The sequence below is a fragment of the Kribbella yunnanensis genome, assembly GCF_039529655.1.
Taxonomy (GTDB): Bacteria; Actinomycetota; Actinomycetes; order Propionibacteriales; family Kribbellaceae; genus Kribbella; species Kribbella yunnanensis.
The window spans coordinates 184,284-202,232 of the sequence record NZ_BAAANF010000027.1 but is presented as its reverse complement, the minus strand read 5'-3'; the positions used below and the strand labels follow the sequence as shown (position 1 = coordinate 202,232).

Below are 17,949 nucleotides of genomic sequence, written 5' to 3'. Positions count from 1 at the left end.
GGCGGCTGGGGTGAGCGGGAGCCCGGGGGCCGAGTCCTGGAGCTGGCCGATCGCTTTCAGGAACAGGTTGACCGCGTCGAAGGCGAGGGCGGCATGGCCGTCGAGTGAGGAGTTCTTGACCTTCTCGCACTCCTCCGGGAACAGCTCCCGCAGCGTGCTGTAGAGATCGCTCGCGCTGTCGCAGGACGCCGTACCGGGAGTGAAGTCAAGGAACTCGAACGGCACGCGGGGGAACGTCGTCCGCTGCTGCGGGTCCGCGGCGAAGCGGGCGACGTCGTCGCCGCCCAGGATCCGCGGTGGCGTCGAGCCGCAGACGTCGTTCGCTCCCTCGAGCACCTTCGCGAAGTCCTCCGAGCGCCCGGCGAAGAACATCAGGCCGGGATATCCACAGGCCGCCTCGCCGACGCTGCGCGCACCGACCCCGGTCAGCCCGGCCGGCGCCGGCGACGGTACGAGCGGCACGTCCTGTACGGCGAACCCGGCCGACCTGAAGGAGGTGTCGGCGTCCGCGCGGAGGTTCTTGCTGTATTCGTCGGTCGGGTCGGAGGAGTAGACCACGCGCACCGAGCGCTGGATCAAACGCTGCTTCGCGAGATGTTCGGCGTACGCCGCAGCTATGGCGGCCTCACGGCGGTTCTGCGGTCCCACCTGGTAGTACAGCGGTGACTGATCAGCCAGTACGTCGGCCGACAGCGTGGTGGCGACCATCGGCAGCCCGATCCGGGTGATCGCATGAATCGTGGTGATCGTCGCCTGCCGGCTCTGGTCCAGCCCGGTGACACCGACGATCGTCGGGTCGTCACGCATCAGCTCTGCGACCAGGTCGACGACCGTCGGACCGAAGCGCATCCCGGAGCCCGCACTGGCCGGGAGGATGCGCAGTACCGGATCGGTCTCGCCGTTCTTGTCCAGCTGCCGCCGCTGCGCACTCGCCACGCCCTGCAGAGCCTCCCGCGCGTACTGGCGACCGCCGCCACCGAGCAACGCGGAGATGTGGACCAGCGTGACCACCGGGCGCCGCGGTGAGTCCTGGTGAATCTGTTCGGCCTCTGCGTTCAGCTTGGCGATCGTGGCGAGCGTTCGTCGCACGTCCTCATCCGGGATGCCGAACGCGTAGCCGTGCGGTGCGATCCCCACGCACTCGCCGGTGACCTCTCGCCGCAGGGTGTGCGCGTCCGGATCGGACCTGCTGAGATCGCAGTGCGCGCGCTTCCAGTCGCTGCTGCTGTCGAGAGCGACCAGTCCGCCACAGCCGGCCAGTACGGCGACCAGGGCGAAGGCGCCGACCGTGACGCCGCGCCTGCTCCAGCGGGGTGCGTCCGGGACTTCGAATCGCTGCGCTGCCTCGACCTGCTGCACGAGTGCGTTGAAACCCGTGCTGCCGACCGTGAGTGGGTTGCGGATCTGCAGCGGAAGGTACCAGTCGTCAGCTCGGCGACGCCGCCCGGCCTTCTCGAACTGCACCCACCAGAACTTGTACGCCCGCTCCGGATCCGGCTGCGCCACCGGTCCGCGGTACCGGGTGGCCGGCGTACTCGCGACCAGCAGCAGGGGATCGAACAGCCCGGTCTCGTTGCGGACGTCGATCAGCGACCGGATGAATGCGTTCCCGCAGTTGTCCTCGGTCACACCCTTCAGAAACGCGACACAGTACGTCGTACGACGCCACGCACGCCGTCGCCAGAACCTGCGGCGGTAGGCGGAGCGCAGGTCGGCCAGGAAGGCGTTGATCATCAGCTTGCTGATTTGGTCGGGGTTCTCGCGCTCCTTGCGCGGTTGCGCCAGCCGGAGCGCGAATCCGGCGAACGTGCCTGGGTCGCCCGGTGCCATGTAGGGCTGGCGCAGCAGCCAGCGGTACTCCGGCCCGAGCAGGCGCCATGCCCGGAACCAGGCGGCCGGGAAGACGTAGAACGCCAGCACCTTCGCCCACCACGGGATCTTCGCGTTCGCCAGCACCTCACTGCCCGGACTGCGCAGCGCCTCCCACAACCGGCCGCGCAGCACCTCCCGGTCCCGCAGCCGCTGCATCAGGCGCCGCTCGTGTGGGTCGTCCAGCCCCTGCCGGGTGTGGGATGACTCGAGCAGCCAGTTGACCAGACCGAACCGGCGGAACTCCACCCTGGTGTCGGGTGGGTTCCTGGGGGAGGAGAACTCCTGTGCGAGCTCGACCAGCATCCGCCGGTACGTCTCGGCCCGCGCCCAGCCGATCCCGTCCGTCATCAGGTCGCGGCGCTGCGACCGCACCTTGTCGCTGACGCGCGACACCACGACTGTCTCGTGCGGAACACGCAGCGGCCGGGCCTGGGTCAGGAAGCGCCCCAGGTCGTCCGCGAGCGCCTCCTGATCGTCACCGACCAGGACAACGACCGGCAGCCCGTCCCGGTCCTTGACCTCCGCCGGCGCTTCCCCCTTACCCGGCCGCGCGACCAGCTTGCCGAGCAACTCGAACAGTTCGTCGCACTTCTCGAACACAGCTGTAGGCATGGTCTCCCCACTGACGCCTCTTTACAGCCCTGGCCGAAAAGAATGCGTCACGCTGCGCGATCAGTCCAGCACTTGGCAGCTACCAGCCACGCGCCCGCCACTCCGGCAGGCTCGGGCGCTCGGTGCCGAGGGTGGTGTCGGCACCGTGGCCGGGGTAGACCCAGGTCTCGTCGGGGAGGGTGCCGAACAGTTTGGTGTCGACGTCGTTGATCAGGGACTCGAAACGCTGCGGGTCCTTCTCGGTGTTGCCGACACCGCCGGGGAACAGGCAGTCGCCGGTGAAGACGTGCGGGGCGCCGTCCGGGTCGTCGTACACGAGGGCGATGGAGCCAGGCGTGTGGCCGTCCAGGTGGATGACGCGCAGGCGGCAGTCGCCGACGGAGATCTGGTCGCCCTCGTCGGCGAGCTGGTCGGTCGGTACGTCGATGCCTTCGGCGTCGAACCGGCCGGCGACAGTCGTGGCACCGGTGCGGGCGACGACCTCGGCCAGCGCCTGCCAGTGGTCGCCGTGGCGGTGGGTGGTGACGATCCGGGCCAGCCCGCCGTCGCCGATCAGGGTCAGCAGGGTGCTCGCGTCGTTCGCGGCGTCGATCAGGACCTGTTCGTCGGTCTGCCGGCAGCGCAGCAGGTAGGCGTTGTTGTTCATCGGGCCGACCGCGACCTTGGTGATCATCAGCTTGGCCAGCTCGTGGGTCTGGGCGGGGCCGCCGACCTCGACGTTCCCGTGGTACTCCGGCATGCGCCATCTCCCTGGATTCTCATCGGTGATGACTCGATCCTCGCACCTGCACCGATTTGCACGACAGTGCCGATTTGCGCGGGACGGCGGTTTCGATCGAATATACTTTCGAAACGGCTGCTCCGCTCGGCGGCCGGAAGTTTTTGTCGGTGGGCCTCGTTAGCATCACGGGGCATACCCGGACAACCCACGAGAACGTCTGAGAGTGAGCTTGTGTCTGACCGTCTGATCGTGCGCGGAGCACGTGAGCACAACCTGAAGGACGTCTCGGTCGAGCTGCCCCGGGACGCGATGATCGTGTTCACCGGGCTGTCCGGCTCGGGGAAGTCGAGCCTGGCCTTCGACACCATCTTCGCCGAGGGCCAGCGGCGGTACGTCGAGTCGCTGTCGGCGTATGCACGGCAGTTCCTCGGCCAGATGGACAAACCCGACGTGGACTTCATCGAGGGGCTGTCACCGGCCGTCTCGATCGACCAGAAGTCGACCTCGCGCAACCCGCGCTCGACGGTCGGCACGATCACCGAGGTCTACGACTACCTGCGACTGCTGTTCGCCCGCGCCGGGCGCCCGCACTGCCCCGAGTGCGGCGAGGCGATCGCGCGGCAGACGCCGCAGCAGATCGTCGACCGCGTGCTGGAGCTGGAGGAAGGCATCCGCTTCCAGGTGCTCGCCCCGGTCGTCCGCGGCCGCAAGGGGGAGTACGTCGATCTGTTCCGCCAGCTCAGCGGTCAGGGGTTCGCGCGGGCCCGGGTGGACGGCGAGATCATCCAGCTCACCGAGCCGCCGAAGCTCGACAAGCAGAAGAAGCACACCATCGAGGTGGTCGTCGACCGGCTCGCGGTGAAGAGTTCGGCCAAGCAGCGGCTGACCGACTCGGTCGAGACCGCGCTGAACCTGGCCAGCGGTCTGCTCCTGCTCGACTTCGTCGACCTGCCGGAGAAGGACCCGGGCCGCGAGCGCCGGTTCTCCGAGAAGCTCGCCTGCCCCAACGATCACCCCCTCGCCATCGACGAGCTCGAACCGCGGTCGTTCTCGTTCAACTCGCCGTACGGCGCCTGCCCGGTCTGCACCGGTCTCGGCACCCGGATGGAGGTAGACCCGGAGCTGCTGGTCCCCGACCCGGAGAAGTCGCTCGACGAGGGCGCCATCCAGCCCTGGTCCGGGGCGAACGTCTCGCAGTACTTCGAGCGGCTGCTCGCGGCGCTGGCCAAGGACCTGAAGATCAAGACCACCACGCCGTTCGCCGAGCTGCCGGCCAAGGCGAAGAAGTCGCTGCTCACCGGGCACGACAAGCAGGTGCACGTCTCCTACCAGAACCGATACGGCCGCGAGCGCTCCTACTACACGACCTTCGAAGGTGTGATCCCGTATGTCGAGCGCCGGCACGCCGAGGCGTCCAGCGACACCGGCCGGGAGCGCTTCGAGGAGTACATGCGCGAGGTCCCGTGCCTGGCCTGTAACGGCGCCCGGCTGAAGCCGATCTCGCTCGCGGTCACCCTCGGCGGGAAGAACATCGCCGAGATCAGCGCGATGTCGATCGACGAGGTGCACGACTTCCTGCGCGGGATGGAGCTGTCACCGCGCGAGAAGCAGATCGCCGAGCGGGTGGTGAAGGAGATCGGCGAGCGGCTGCGGTTCCTGCTCGACGTCGGTCTGGACTACCTGGCGCTGAGCCGGCCGGCCGGCTCGCTGTCCGGTGGTGAGGCGCAGCGGATCCGGCTCGCGACCCAGATCGGGTCCGGTCTGGTCGGCGTGCTGTACGTGCTGGACGAGCCCTCGATCGGTCTGCACCAGCGCGACAACCGGCGGCTGATCGACACCCTGGTCCGGCTCAAGGACCTCGGCAACACGCTGATCGTGGTCGAGCACGACGAAGACACCATCGACCACGCCGACTGGGTGGTCGACATCGGCCCAGGCGCGGGGGAGCACGGCGGCCAGGTCGTCGTCTCCGGCACGGTCGAGGACCTGCGCAACCACCCGGACTCCATCACCGGCGCCTACGTCTCCGGCCGCAAGGAGATCCCGATCCCGGCGATCCGCCGGCCGCTCACCGAAGGCCGCGAGCTGACGGTGTACGGCGCTCGTCAGAACAACCTCCAGGACATCGACGTGACCATCCCGCTCGGGGTGTTCGTCGCGGTCACCGGGGTGTCGGGTTCGGGTAAGTCGACGCTGGTCAACGACATCCTCTACACGTCTCTCGCGCGGCAGATCTACGGCGCCCGCGCGGTCCCCGGCCGGCACACGAAGATCTCCGGCATGGACCAGGTCGACAAGGTCATCCACGTCGACCAGTCACCGATCGGGCGGACCCCGCGATCGAACCCGGCGACGTACACGGGGGTTTGGGACCACGTCCGCAAGCTGTTCGCGGAGACGCCCGAGGCGAAGGTCCGTGGGTACTTGCAGGGCCGGTTCTCGTTCAACGTCAAGGGCGGCCGCTGCGAGGCGTGCTCCGGTGACGGCACGCTGAAGATCGAGATGAACTTCCTGCCGGACGTCTATGTCCCGTGCGAGGTCTGCCACGGCGCGCGGTACAACCGCGAGACGCTCGAGGTGCACTACAAGGGCAAGACGGTCGCCGACGTACTGGACATGCCGATCGAGGAGGCCGCGGAGTTCTTCGCCGCGATCCCGGCGATCTCGCGGCACCTGACCACCCTGGTCGAGGTCGGTCTCGGGTATGTCCGGCTCGGACAGCCGGCGCCGACGCTGTCCGGTGGTGAGGCGCAGCGCGTCAAGCTGGCCTCCGAGCTGCAGCGACGCTCGACCGGCCGTACGGTCTACGTGCTGGACGAGCCGACCACGGGTTTGCACTTCGAGGACATCCGCAAGCTGCTCGGCGTCCTCGGCGGGCTCGTCGACAAGGGCAACTCGGTGCTGGTCATCGAGCACAACCTCGACGTGATCAAGACCGCCGACTGGATCATCGACCTCGGCCCCGACGGCGGTCGTCGCGGTGGCACGCTGGTCGGGGAGGGGACTCCGGAGGAGATCGCGGCGAACCCCGCGTCGTACACCGGTGAGTTCCTCCGCGAGATCCTGGCCGGCCGCGCCGCGAAGCCGAGCGCCAAGGTGCTGGCTGCCGAAGCAAAGGCTCTTCCCGCCAAGAAGACCGTCGCCAAGAAAGCCCCAGCCAAAGCAACCGCACCAAAGACAGCCGCCGCCAAGAAGGCACCGGCCAAGAAGGCGGCCGCGACCAAGACAGCTGCGGCCAGGACAACTGCCGCGAAGACCGCTGCGACCAAGGTCACCGCAAGTAAAGCGGCGGCCAAGAAGGCACCGGCGCGGAAGCGCGCGGCCGGCTGAGGCCTGCTGGGTGGAAAGCGGTCGCCCGACAGGCGGCCGCTGCCCGAAACCGGGTGCCGGAGCGGGCGGCAAGAACTTGTTGTGGGCAACCAGTTTCGGGAGTGCCGTCCGGGCGAAGGTTTGCATCCGGACGGAAAGGTGCGGATGACCGCCCGGCGGTGCCGAAGTGACCCGTAGGTCCGACTAAGGTTGCGGTCGCGGCGCAACCATAACTTCGGAGGAGACACCGTGACAGGACGCTGGGACATGGGCCAGGACACCCTGAGCCAGTTGGCGAAGAAGACCGGCACCGGGACGCAGGACCTTGGCGGCCTGGTGAAGCAGCTGGTCGCTGCCGCCCAGCCGTTGGAAGGCAAGATGAACGGTGCCGGCAAGCAGATGTTCGACGGCTTCAAGGCGCAGGTCGACGGAATCGCGTCCGACCTGAACGCCGGGCTCGCGGCGATCAACCAGGGCCAGTCCGGGATGGACGCCGCGTTCCGCGGTGGTGACAGCGAAATGGCCGACCAGGCGAAGAAGGCCCAGGGTTCGGCGGACTTCAACGCCGCCAAGTTCGGCAAGCGCTGAGAGAGGAACTGACATGGCAAACCGCAACAGTTACGACACCGGCGCCTCGGGCGAGGTCCAGGGCACCATCAACAACCTCGCCGGTCAGATCTCCGCGCTGATCGCCACCCACAAGCAGAACGTGACGGCCGCGCTGGCCGACGCGTCCGCCAGCGGCGTGACCGAGAACTACCGTGGCGTCGAGGACCGCTTCAACAAGGCGGCCGACCAGACGCTCGCGATCATCAAGACGCTCAAGGACACGATGGCGCAGAACGACGCGACCGCCGCCGCGACCCTGAAGAAGGCGTCGTCCGCGGTCGACGGCATCGGCGGCTGACCGTACGCACAGCTTCCCCCGGCTCTGGGCACCTCGGCACGAGGTGTCCAGGCCTGTTGTCGCCCGGGCCAGGTCCCGGCAGACCTGAGGAGTGACTGAGTGGACTGGGATATCAATGTCGAGGCCGTGAGCAAGGTCCTCCAAGACACCAGCACCGCGGCGACGCCGTTCGACCAGCTGGCCAAGGACTACGGCACCAAGCTGCAGACCGTCGCGGACGGCCTGAACTACAGCACCTTCACGGTCGTCGCGGGTGCGCTCGGCGAGTACGCCACGCACTGGTCGCCGACCCTCGAGGCCGCGGCGAAGCAGATCGGTGCGTCCTTGACCGGCGCCCAGAACGCTGTCAAGGCGTACATGGAGGGCCAGAACGAGATGGCTCTCAACGCGCAGCGCGCAGCCGGACGCGGCGAGATGCCGCAGGTGCCCGGCGTGAACAGAGGGGCGAACAGAGCCGTATGAGCGAACAAGAATCCGCACTGGCGCCGGACGACGTCGCGCAGGCCGGGCGGGTGCGGCTGGCCGAGTGGCTGACCGCCGAAGCCGGGAACCCCGAGCTCGCCACGGCCGTCGAAGACCTGGCGGCCTGGCCCGCGTACCAGGCCGAGGAGTTCCTGGTGTTCGTACCGCCCGGTTTCGCCAACCGGATCTACCTGCTGGCCGAGCACGGCATCACGTCGTTCGCGCCGAGTGAGCAGACGCTGGACCAGGCGATGACGGCGGCCCGGCCGCAGTCCTGACGCTGCCCCGCACGACCGCCGTACCTGAACTTGATCGTCGACCCCCGTGTGACCCGAGGACTGAGCTGACATGATCCAACCCGAAGGCATCCCGATCGCGGACCTGGACAAGGTGGTCTCTGCCCTCGACCGCAACGTGTTCGGGCTGGGTCCGCTCGGGCAGGGGTTCACCGACGTCGGCAACAACGTCCACAACACGTTCCAGCGGCTGAACGACCACTACCACGCGCCTGAGCGCGAGATCCTGGTCAACTCGACGCGGAAGGTTCAGAAGAACCTCACCGAGTTCGGGCCCAGCCTGCCGAAGATGTCGGTGCACCTGGAGACCCTCGCCAACGAGGTCCGCGGCAAGCTCGGCACGCTGAAGAACATCCGGGACGAGGCGCACACCTGGCACAAGCGCAAGAACGGCAACCCGGAGTGGCAGAACGACCAGGACATGATCGACGACAACAACCGGATGGTTGCTGACGTCACCCGGATCGTCAACGAGGAACTGCCGAAGCTCTGCTTCGACACGGCCAACGCGATCGTCAGACTGCACGGCGGCAAGCCCTGGGACCCGAAGACCGGTCTCAAGGAAGGCGAGAAGCCGAAGGAGCAGCCGAAGCAGGAGGGCGACCCGCCACCGCCGGCCTGGGGTACGCCGGAGGAGCGCGACCGCCCGCTCTGGCAGGACGTCCTGATGGCGCCGGTCGACTTCGTCGTCGGTGTCGCGACGGTGGTCGGCGAGACCATCGAGGGCATCCTGACCCTGATCCCGGTGCTGCCGCTGCTCGGCATGATCCCCGGGCTCAAGGACTGGGCCAAGGACACCCTCGGGTACGACATTCCGACCTGGTCGGACGCCGGGGCCGCCTGGGTGGGGCTCGGCACGATGGTCGGGCAGATAGTCACAGCGCCGTACCAGCTCGCCTGGTGGGGCTTCGACAAGCTCACCGGCCAGGACACTCGCCCCGACTGGGTCAAGGAGTGGGGCGAGACCGGCCTCACCATGGGTGAAGGCATGCTGAAGGGCTTCGTCGCCTGGGACGAGTGGGCGAAGAACCCGGCCAAGGCGTTCGGTATGGCGCTCACCAACGTGGTCGCGACCGTGGCCAGTGGTGGTACGGCGGGCGCGGTGAAGACGGCTGCGATGGCCGGCAAGTTCGGTGCCGCGAGCATGGCGGTGACCAAGGTCGCCGGCATGGCGGAGAAGCTGCAGCTCGGCCGGATGGCGATGCACGACGGCGCACTCGGCCTGGTCAACAAGATCCCGAAGGTCGCCGACGTCACCGGCGGACTCTCGAAGATCCCGATCGTCGGCGACACGTTCAAGATGCAGGGCGTCCCGAAGGTCGACGTCCCGTCGGTAGACACCCCGAACGTCTCAACCCACGCCCCTTCGGTCGACACCCCGTCCGTCAACACGCCGTCGGTCGACACCCCCTCGGCAAACACCCCGTCGGTCGACACCCCGAACACCCCGGCAGCCCACACCGACACGAGCCCGTCGACTCCGGCAGCCCACACGGACACCGCTCCGTCCACCCCGGCCTCACATGCCGACCCGGTCACCTCAACCCCGGGCTCCCACGCCGATCCAGGCACAACCACGCCCCAGGCCCCCGCAGCCCACGCGAACACGCCAGGCACGACGACCACCCCGGGCTCCACAAACACGCCGGGCACGACGAACACCCCGGGTACGACGAACACCCCGAGCTCTACGAATACGCCTTCGTCGCAGACGACGCCGAGTTCGACGAACACGCCGAGCTCGACCAACACGCCGAGCTCCACGAACACCCCGAGCTCGACCAACACGCCGAGCTCCACGAACACGCCGAGCTCGACCAATACCCCGAGCTCTACGAATACGCCTTCGTCGCAGACGACGCCGAGTTCGACGAACACGCCGAGCTCGACCAACACCCCCAGCTCCACCCACACGCCGACCTCGACGAACACGCCTTCGTCGCAGACGACGCCGAAGCTGGACTCGCTCGAGCCCACCCCGGGCCCGACACACGCGCAGGGCACGCCGACCTCGACGCATACGCCGACGTCGACGAACACGCCGTCTTCGACCCACACGCCGACGTCGACGAACACGCCGTCTTCGACCCACACGCCGACGTCCACCAACACGCCGAGCTCGACGCACACGCCGACGTCCACGCACACCCCGTCGTCCACGCACACGCCGGGGACGACGACGCCGAATGCGCCGTCGACACCCACGCACACACCCGACACCGTCTCGCCGCAGACGCATGCACCGGAGACGCCGGCGGCGCGGGCAGGCGACCCCACGGTCGCGCCGATGCCGATGCACGCCGGTACGCCGCCGCACGGCACCCCGAACACGGGTACGCCGAACGCGGGCACGCCGCACACCGGTACGCCGGACGCACGCCGTACGCCGGATGCGCCGCGGACGCCCGATGCACCGCGCACCCCGGACGCGGTTCGCCCGGGCCGGACGCCGGATGCGGACACGCCGCGCACGCGTGGCGACTACGACGCGGACGCACCACGCCGTACCGACGCCGACGCGGATGCTCCCCGTCGTACGCCGGATGAGCCGCACGCGCCGAAGCAGACGATCGGCGAGCGCCTCGACGGCAAGGAGCCGACGATCGCGCAGCGCCTGGAGCCCGATGGCCCCGTCCGCCCGACGCCGCGCCAGTCGATCGCCGACCGCCTGGACGGCAAGGAGCCCACCATCCCCGAACGCCTCGAAGGCGTTCAGCCAGTAGGCTCCCGCACCCCCGACGCACCCCGCACCCCGGACGCCCCCCACAGCCCGGATGCCCCACACACGCCCGACGGCACCCGCACCCCGGACGGCACCCGTACGCCGGACGGCACCCGTACGCCGGATGGCACGCGCACTCCCGATGGGACGCGCACGCCGGATGGCACGCGTACCCCTGACGGCACGCGCACACCCGACGGCACACGTACACCCGACGGGACGCGTACGCCGGACGGGACGCGCACGCCTGATGGCACGCCTACCCCGGGCACCGGGCGCACGCCCGACGGCACGCGTACCCCGGACGGGACTCGCACGCCCGATGGACAGCCGGGGCGGGCTCGGGGGGAGGACCCGTTGCATCCGACGGGGGATCGGCGGCATGAGGGGTATGACTCGCCGGACTACCGCGACCCGTCGGGGCTGAACAACACGCCGGGGCGGCCGCATCAGCCGGACTTCCGGACGGACTTCGACCCGAACGACCCGAAGAACAAGCCGTTCGACTACGACCCGGACAACCCGACTCCGCAGCCTACGCTGTGGGATCGCCGCGACCCCGCGTACGACCCGGCTGCGGTACGCCGCACGCCGGATCACCCGGACGGCGGGAACGACCCGCACTGGGACAGCCCGCTGAACCGTCAGCGGGAGATCGACGCGATGAAGCCGGAGTACATGCAGCCGGCGCCGGGCAAGCCGCGGAACCAGGTCGACCCGAATGCGTTCGTGGATGCGCACCCGGCGGACCCCCGTCGCGGCGAGCTGCGCGACTCCGTCGGCGACCCGCCACACAGCAACCCCGAGGACTGGGCTGACAAGATCAACCCGGACCACCTGCGCAGCCCGCAGTACCAGATGAACTGCGCGGATGTGTCCCGCCGGGTCGCGGACACGTTCAACGGCGACACCCCGGACCTCGCCTCCGGCCGCAAGATGGCGCGCGGCGAGGACCCCGAGGGCACGCTCGAGTGGATGGACCTGGAGAACTTCCCGGCCGAGAACCAGATGCGGGCCGATCCGTCGCGCCCGCCATCGGAGTTCACCAACGCCGCCTACCAGCGGCTGCACGACGCGTTGGCCGGCCGCAAGCCGGGTACGCACGCGAACGTCTTCGTGGAGTGGGCGTCGCCGATGCCCGGCATCCCCGGTGGTGGGCACGTGCTGAACGCGTTCGTGGATGGTTCGGGGAACGTCAAGTTCCTGGACGCGCAGCCGAAGCCCGCGCGGATCATGGACGCGTACCCGCCAGGGCACAACGGTCCGCACCCCGCGAACCCGTACCCGGGTGACATCACGTCGATCCAGTTCGCCGTCCGCGAGCCGGGTGGTCGCTGGGAGGGGCCGCCGCGCCCGTCCAACATGCCGCCGGCCTCGCAGATGTCGCACCTCCGGTCGACCACGTTCCGCGGTACCGACCCGGTGGTGCCGGGCCACGCCAGCGTCAACACCCCGGACCTGAACCCGCCCGGTACGCACCGGCCGGACACCAGCCAGTTCGGAACCGACGGCACCGGCCAGTCGCCCATCTCAGCCCGCCTGGATGGCATAGATCAGCCCTCCACCCCGCGCCACGCCGCCGACGCCCCGAACACCCCGGACGCGCCCAACACCCCGGACGTGGATGCACCGGACGCACGTACGCCGGACGTGGATGCGCCAGACGCGCGCACGCCAGACGTCGACGCCCCCGAGGCTCGCACGCCGGACACGCACGCTCCGGATGGACGTACGCCGGACGTCGACTCACCGCACACCGAGCCGACCTCCCCGCGGAACCCGGACCAGCCGTCGCTGGCCGACCGCCTGGACGGCCGCGACCACCCGGCCCCAGGCCGCCACACCCCGGACACCCACGCACCCGACGGCCGCACGCCCGACACGCATGCACCTGACGGTCGTACGCCGGACACCCGCGTGCCGGATGGTCGTACGCCGGACACGCAGGCACCGGACGGGCGCACACCGGACACCCATGCACCCGATCGTGGTACCCCGGACACCCGCGTGCCGGATGGTCACACGCCGGATACCCATGCACCTGACGGGCGCACGCCCGACACGCATGCACCGGATGGGCGCACGGCGGACGCGCACGCACCTGACACGCATGTGCCCGACGGTCGTACCCCGGACACGCGTGTGCCGGATGGTCGTACGCCTGATACGCATGCACCTGACGGGCGGGCGCCTGCGGGGCGGGATCAGTTTGGGTCGCATCCGACGGCGGATGACGGGCCGTTCCGGGGGTCTGAGCTGGCTCGGCCTGGCTATCGGGCTTCGGATGCGGATGTTGCCGCGTTGCGTGCCGAGGGCGAGATGCATCCGGGCAAGCTGGCGGAGATCCGCGAACGCGGACGCCAGCAGCTCGGTGACCAGATCGACGAGTTGTCGCCGGCGGAGATCACCTCGCTCGAGCGGATGCTGATCGGTCACGACCACCAGGACGTGAACGACGCTTACCGTGCGGGCGACCGCTCGGTCGAGCAGAAGCCGGTGGTTCGCGTCGCGGCGTCGGTGCTGAACAAGCTGCCTGACTTCCACGGCGAGATCCACCGCGGGATCAGCTTCCGTTCGGCGGATGACCTGGAGAAGTTCCTGAACCGGTACCGCCCGGGTCAGACCGCGACCGAGCCGGCGTTCACGCACTCTGCGAAGGCGCAGAACGGCGCGGACGACTTCAGCGGCGGACAGTACGACGCCGGTCGCGTCGTACTGCACATCGACGCCCAGCACGGCAAGGACCTGTCGTTCATGCGCGACCCCGCCGTCGGTATCGACGAGGTCATGCACGGACCGCACACGCCGTTCTACCCGACGAAGATGGAGCAGGACGCGGACGGCGTCTGGCACATCCACGTTCGTGACCACGGTGGTCCGGTCGAGCTGCCGCCGGGTCACACGCCGGAACCGATCGTTGTGGAGCGGCCGCAGCAGTCGCCGAACTCGTACTGGGCCGACAAGATGGCCGGCCAGCAAACCCCGACCGGCCCGTTCGGCCCAGGTGGTCAGCCGCTGCACCACACTCCGCCCCAGACCGACTTCGTGCCCGACTACGGCCCGCCGCCGGGCCACCCCGGCTACGGTCCGTCGCAGAGTCACCCGACCCCTGACTACGGTCCGCCGCAGACGCACCCAACCCCGGACTACGGTCCGCCGCAGGGCCACTCCACGCCGGATTACGGTCCGCCGCAGACGCACCCGACGCCGGACTATGGGCCGCCGCAGGGGGAGTTCGACCCCTCGCAGGGCTTCGGTCCGTCGGGGCACCACGCGGATCAGAACCCGCAGGGGCAGTTCGGTCCGGGCGGTAACCAGCAGGGCTGGGATCCGCAGCGGCCGGCTAACCCCGGACGCCCGGGCGAGCCCACCTACAACCCGCAGCAGCCGCACGACCCGCGGAACCCGCAGGCGGGCTATGACCCGAGGCAGCAGCCTGGTTACGACCCACGTCAGCAGCCGGGGTATGACCCGCGGCAGCAGCCTGGGTATGACCCGAGGCAGCCGAACCCGTACAACCAGCCGGGGCAGCCGCATAACCCGCAACAGCCTGGCTACGACCCGCGCCAGCAGCCGGGGTATGACCCGCGCCAGCAGCCGGGCCATGATCCGCGTCAGCCGCAGCCGGGGTATGACCCGCGCCAGCAGCCTGGTCACGATCCGCGGCAGCAGCCTGGGTATGACCCGCGGCAGCCGAACCCGTATAACCAGCCGGGGCAGCCGTATAACCCGCAGCAGCCTGGCTACGATCCGCGGCAGCCACATGACCCGCGGAACCCGCAGCCTGGCCATGACCCGAGGCAGCAGCCGGGCTATGACCCGCGGCAGCCGAATCCGTACAACCAGCCGGGGCAGCCGCATAACCCGCAGCAGCCTGGCTACGATCCGCGGCAGCCACACGACCCGCGGAACCCGCAGCCTGGGTACGACCCGCGGCAGCAGCCGGGATATGACCCGCGGCAGCAGCCCGGGTATGACCCGAGGCAGCAGCCGGGTCACGATCCGCGGCAGCCGCAGCCCGGTTACGACCCGCGCCAACAGCCTGGGTATGACCCGAGGCAGCAGCCGGGTCACGATCCGCGGCAGCCGCAGCCCGGTTACGACCCGCGCCAACAGCCCGGGTACGACCCGCGGCAGCCGAACCCGTACAACCAGCCGGGGCAGCCGCATAACCCGCAGCAGCCTGGGTTTGGGCCGGGGCAGCGGGATCCGTACCACCAGCCGGACTTCGGGCCGCAGGCGCGGAACACGCCGGACGAGCCTCAGTACGGCGGTCAGCCGCACGGTGGGCCGGATCCGCAGGGCGGGCAACCGTCGTACGGAGGCCAGCCGCATGGCGGTCAGCCGACCTCCGGTGGGCAGCCGCACGGTGGGCCGGATCCGCATGGTGGACAACCGTCGTACGGTGGTCAGCCGCCGCATGGGGGACAGCCCTCGTACGGTGCTCAGCCGCCGCATGGTGGTCAGCCACCGAGCGGACAACCGTCGTACGGCGGTCAGCCGGGGGAGCGGCCGTACGGGCAGCCGGATCCGTTGGCGGAGGGTGCGCCGGCGGACACGGTGATCCGGCAGGGCACCGGGGCGAACGCCGGGTACGACGTCCGGACGCCGAAGGTGAACGAGTTCGTGTCGAACGACGATCCGCACCTGGAGCCGCTGTACCGCCGGATCCGGGAGGCGACGGACGACGTACCGAAGGTGGCCGACGAGCTCGATCTGCACGACTTCGACGATGCGAAGCTCGCCGAGATCGAGGAGGTCGTCGAGATCGCGAAGCGGAACATGTTCGTGAACAAGCACGACGTCGCGGTCGGGCCGGGCGACATCCGGCACGGCAACTTCTCGCCGCTCGACGGGATCGGCGAGATGTGGAAGAAGTGCATGGACGGACGCTCGCTGGACCGGTTCGAGCGGAGCTATCTGCGCTCGATCGTCGCCCACGAGTACGTCGAGGCGAAGTTGCTCGAGCTCGGGCAGCCGTACAAGCTGGCCGATCCGCGGATGTGGGATGCCGACGGGACCTACCTGGGCGGCGACCGTCCGGGTCCGCACGAGCTGGCCCCGGCGGCCGGTGAAGGCGGGGAGGTCGATCTGCTGAACATCTGGGACCAGTACGGTTTGACCTCACCGATTCCCCGCCCGTTCAAGTCGGGGACGATGTCGAAGGCCGATCTGGATGCGATCGTGCAGGCTGCGAAGGAGCAAATGGGATGGTGACCGATACGGCCGCCGCGGAGGCGATGGTCGAGCGGCTGCTCGCGGTGAAGTGGGACGGCGACACGGCGTTCGCGCGCCGGAAGTCGCGGGCCCGGTTGGGTCGCGAGTTCCTTCGGCGTACGGCGCAGTGGGCGGTGGCGGTCGGTGCCGAGGAGCGCTGGCCGTTCAGCGACCTGGCCGGTGCCCTCGACCCGGAGCTCACCGTCGATCCCGAGTTGCTGGCCCGGCTCGCACCGGACGACATGTCCAGCGACCCGTTCCCGGTGCCGCCGGTTGTGGGCGAGGCGATCGTGCGCTGGGCGGCACTCGGCAACCTGCCCAAGGAGCGATTCCCGGAGCTGGATGATCCCTACGAGCCGATGCTCGCGCTCTTCGATCGCGGCGGCGCCTACAAGCGCGCTCCGGGCGAGCTGAACCTCGGCTTCAGCTCGATCCAGGTGCGTACTGTCGCCGATCGGGCTGCGCTTGAGCCGTTGCCGATTGATGTGGCGGCGTTGGACGCGTTGGATCAGGAGAGCTGAGTGTCGGGCACATATGGGACTCAGGTCATCGAGTCCGTTGCGGTACGGCGTCGCCGGTTGCGCGAGGCTTGGTTGTTCGGGGCCGAGCGGGCCAAGAACACGTTGAACGAGCAGACCGGCCGGGTGCTGGCCAGTGTGATGATCGGTGCACTGGCTTGCGCCGGCTGTGCGGGTGTCGCGTACTTCAAATCCGCGCAGGCGAAGGAAAAACAGCCGACGCCGAGCTCTTCGACGACCGGCCCGGTCAACCCTTCGCCAACGAAGTAGCTACCGCCCGAAGAGATGCCGCAGCCACGTCCGTCGTGGCTGCGGCTTAAGCGCAGCCGGCAGTACGGCGGCCGGTGGAGTGGCCAGCGTCACAGGCACCTGAACCATGTGGTCACCCTGCAACCAGAACAAGTCGGGCGAACACTGGTCGGGCGCACCGCGATAGCTGTCCGCAACCCAAGCAGCCAACGCATCGGCCCGCGCCTGACCGGCATCGGCCGGGCAATAGGCAACTGTGCTCAGCCGCGGTACGCCGATCAGTACGCCGGCCCCGATCGATGCCTGAGGCAACAAGGTTTCGCGGTCGACGACCGCCATCGACACCAGCGGATCCCCGTCCCGCTGCAGGATCGAGATCCCGTTCTGCTCCACCGGCACGAGGTCCGCGATCTCGTGCAGACTCAGCTGTACCGGGGACGGTCCGCCGGGATCACCGAGGCCGAGCATTGATCGCCGTACGACGGTCAATCGGCGCAGCTCGCTGCCCGTGCGGACGAACACGACGACCTCGAAGTGATCACCGAACGGAAGCAGCGCGTCGGCGACCGGACCCGCCGTACGCGCCGACCAGCCGCGCTGGACGAGCAAGGCGCGTTGACGTTCGGCAACATCGCCGAAGCGGTGTTCGTCGGTGGCGAGCTCACCCTCTGCGACGACGGCGCGCAGCCAGGCCTCGATCTGTTCGGCCCAGCGGGCCTGTGGTAGCTGTAGGCAACGATCGACGATCTCGCCGACGCCTACCACGGCCGACATCTGCAGCGCGCCGCGTCCCCAGCCGACCTCGACGGTTCGCTCGGCGGGGTCGACGACGCAGCCCGGCAGCCAGATCGGCGCGAGCTCCGCAATCACGTCGACTATCGCGGAATCGTTAGTCCCTGTCATCGGTTGACCTCACCCACCACTACAGTGTCTCGCACGTCCGTCGGTAAGAAGTACGAAGTCTCCCCGCGCAACCGCGCGGCACGCCCAGCGGAGGAACACCTTAGTGGCAAGCCGGATCGTGCACCGCCCGGCGCGGCGCACACCTCCACCCGGGGTACAGC

10 protein-coding genes are annotated in these 17,949 nt (G+C 69.2%); 8 read left to right on the top strand and 2 right to left on the bottom strand.

The window, feature by feature from the left end; translation table 11 throughout:
* Positions 1–2,563: 2,563 nt before the first annotated feature.
* The gene (locus ABD231_RS38450; protein ID WP_344164077.1) at positions 2,564–3,223 is read right to left on the bottom strand and encodes an MBL fold metallo-hydrolase; all 660 of its coding nucleotides are present in this window, start codon (positions 3,221–3,223) and stop codon (positions 2,564–2,566) included.
* Positions 3,224–3,436: 213 nt separating this feature from the next.
* Here ABD231_RS38450 and uvrA point away from each other — a divergent pair, with 213 nt between their 5' ends.
* The 8 genes from uvrA (at position 3,437) to ABD231_RS38410 (ending at position 16,906) form a co-directional block, all read left to right on the top strand.
* Positions 3,437–6,535, top strand: a complete 3,099-nt coding sequence (uvrA, locus tag ABD231_RS38445; RefSeq protein WP_344164074.1) for an excinuclease ABC subunit UvrA — start codon at positions 3,437–3,439, stop codon at positions 6,533–6,535.
* 228 nt (positions 6,536–6,763) lie between these two features.
* Positions 6,764–7,102, top strand: a complete 339-nt coding sequence (locus tag ABD231_RS38440; RefSeq protein ID WP_344164071.1) for a hypothetical protein — start codon at positions 6,764–6,766, stop codon at positions 7,100–7,102.
* A gap of 13 nt (positions 7,103–7,115) precedes the next feature.
* Positions 7,116–7,421: a pore-forming ESAT-6 family protein gene (locus ABD231_RS38435; RefSeq protein ID WP_344164068.1), complete on the top strand. Its 306-nt coding sequence runs from the start codon at positions 7,116–7,118 to the stop codon at positions 7,419–7,421.
* A gap of 99 nt (positions 7,422–7,520) precedes the next feature.
* Entirely contained in the window at positions 7,521–7,883 is a 363-nt protein-coding gene (locus ABD231_RS38430; RefSeq protein ID WP_344164065.1) for a DUF6507 family protein, read from the top strand.
* Entirely contained in the window at positions 7,880–8,161 is a 282-nt protein-coding gene (locus tag ABD231_RS38425; RefSeq protein WP_344164062.1) for a hypothetical protein, read from the top strand. Before ABD231_RS38430 ends, ABD231_RS38425 begins: the two co-directional genes overlap by 4 nt.
* Before the next feature lie 70 nt (positions 8,162–8,231).
* A complete protein-coding gene (locus tag ABD231_RS38420; protein ID WP_344164059.1) occupies positions 8,232–16,118 on the top strand; it encodes a toxin glutamine deamidase domain-containing protein in 7,887 nt (2,628 codons plus the stop codon).
* Complete coding sequence (locus ABD231_RS38415; RefSeq protein WP_344164056.1) at positions 16,112–16,639, top strand: hypothetical protein; 528 nt, start codon at positions 16,112–16,114, stop codon at positions 16,637–16,639. The genes ABD231_RS38420 and ABD231_RS38415 overlap by 7 nt, the downstream gene beginning before the upstream one ends.
* A complete protein-coding gene (locus tag ABD231_RS38410) occupies positions 16,640–16,906 on the top strand; it encodes a hypothetical protein (RefSeq protein WP_344164053.1) in 267 nt (88 codons plus the stop codon).
* Here ABD231_RS38410 and ABD231_RS38405 read toward each other — a convergent pair whose 3' ends face one another.
* Positions 16,907–17,788: a hypothetical protein gene (locus tag ABD231_RS38405; RefSeq protein ID WP_344164050.1), complete on the bottom strand. Its 882-nt coding sequence runs from the start codon at positions 17,786–17,788 to the stop codon at positions 16,907–16,909.
* Between the last annotated feature and the right edge of the window lie 161 nt (positions 17,789–17,949).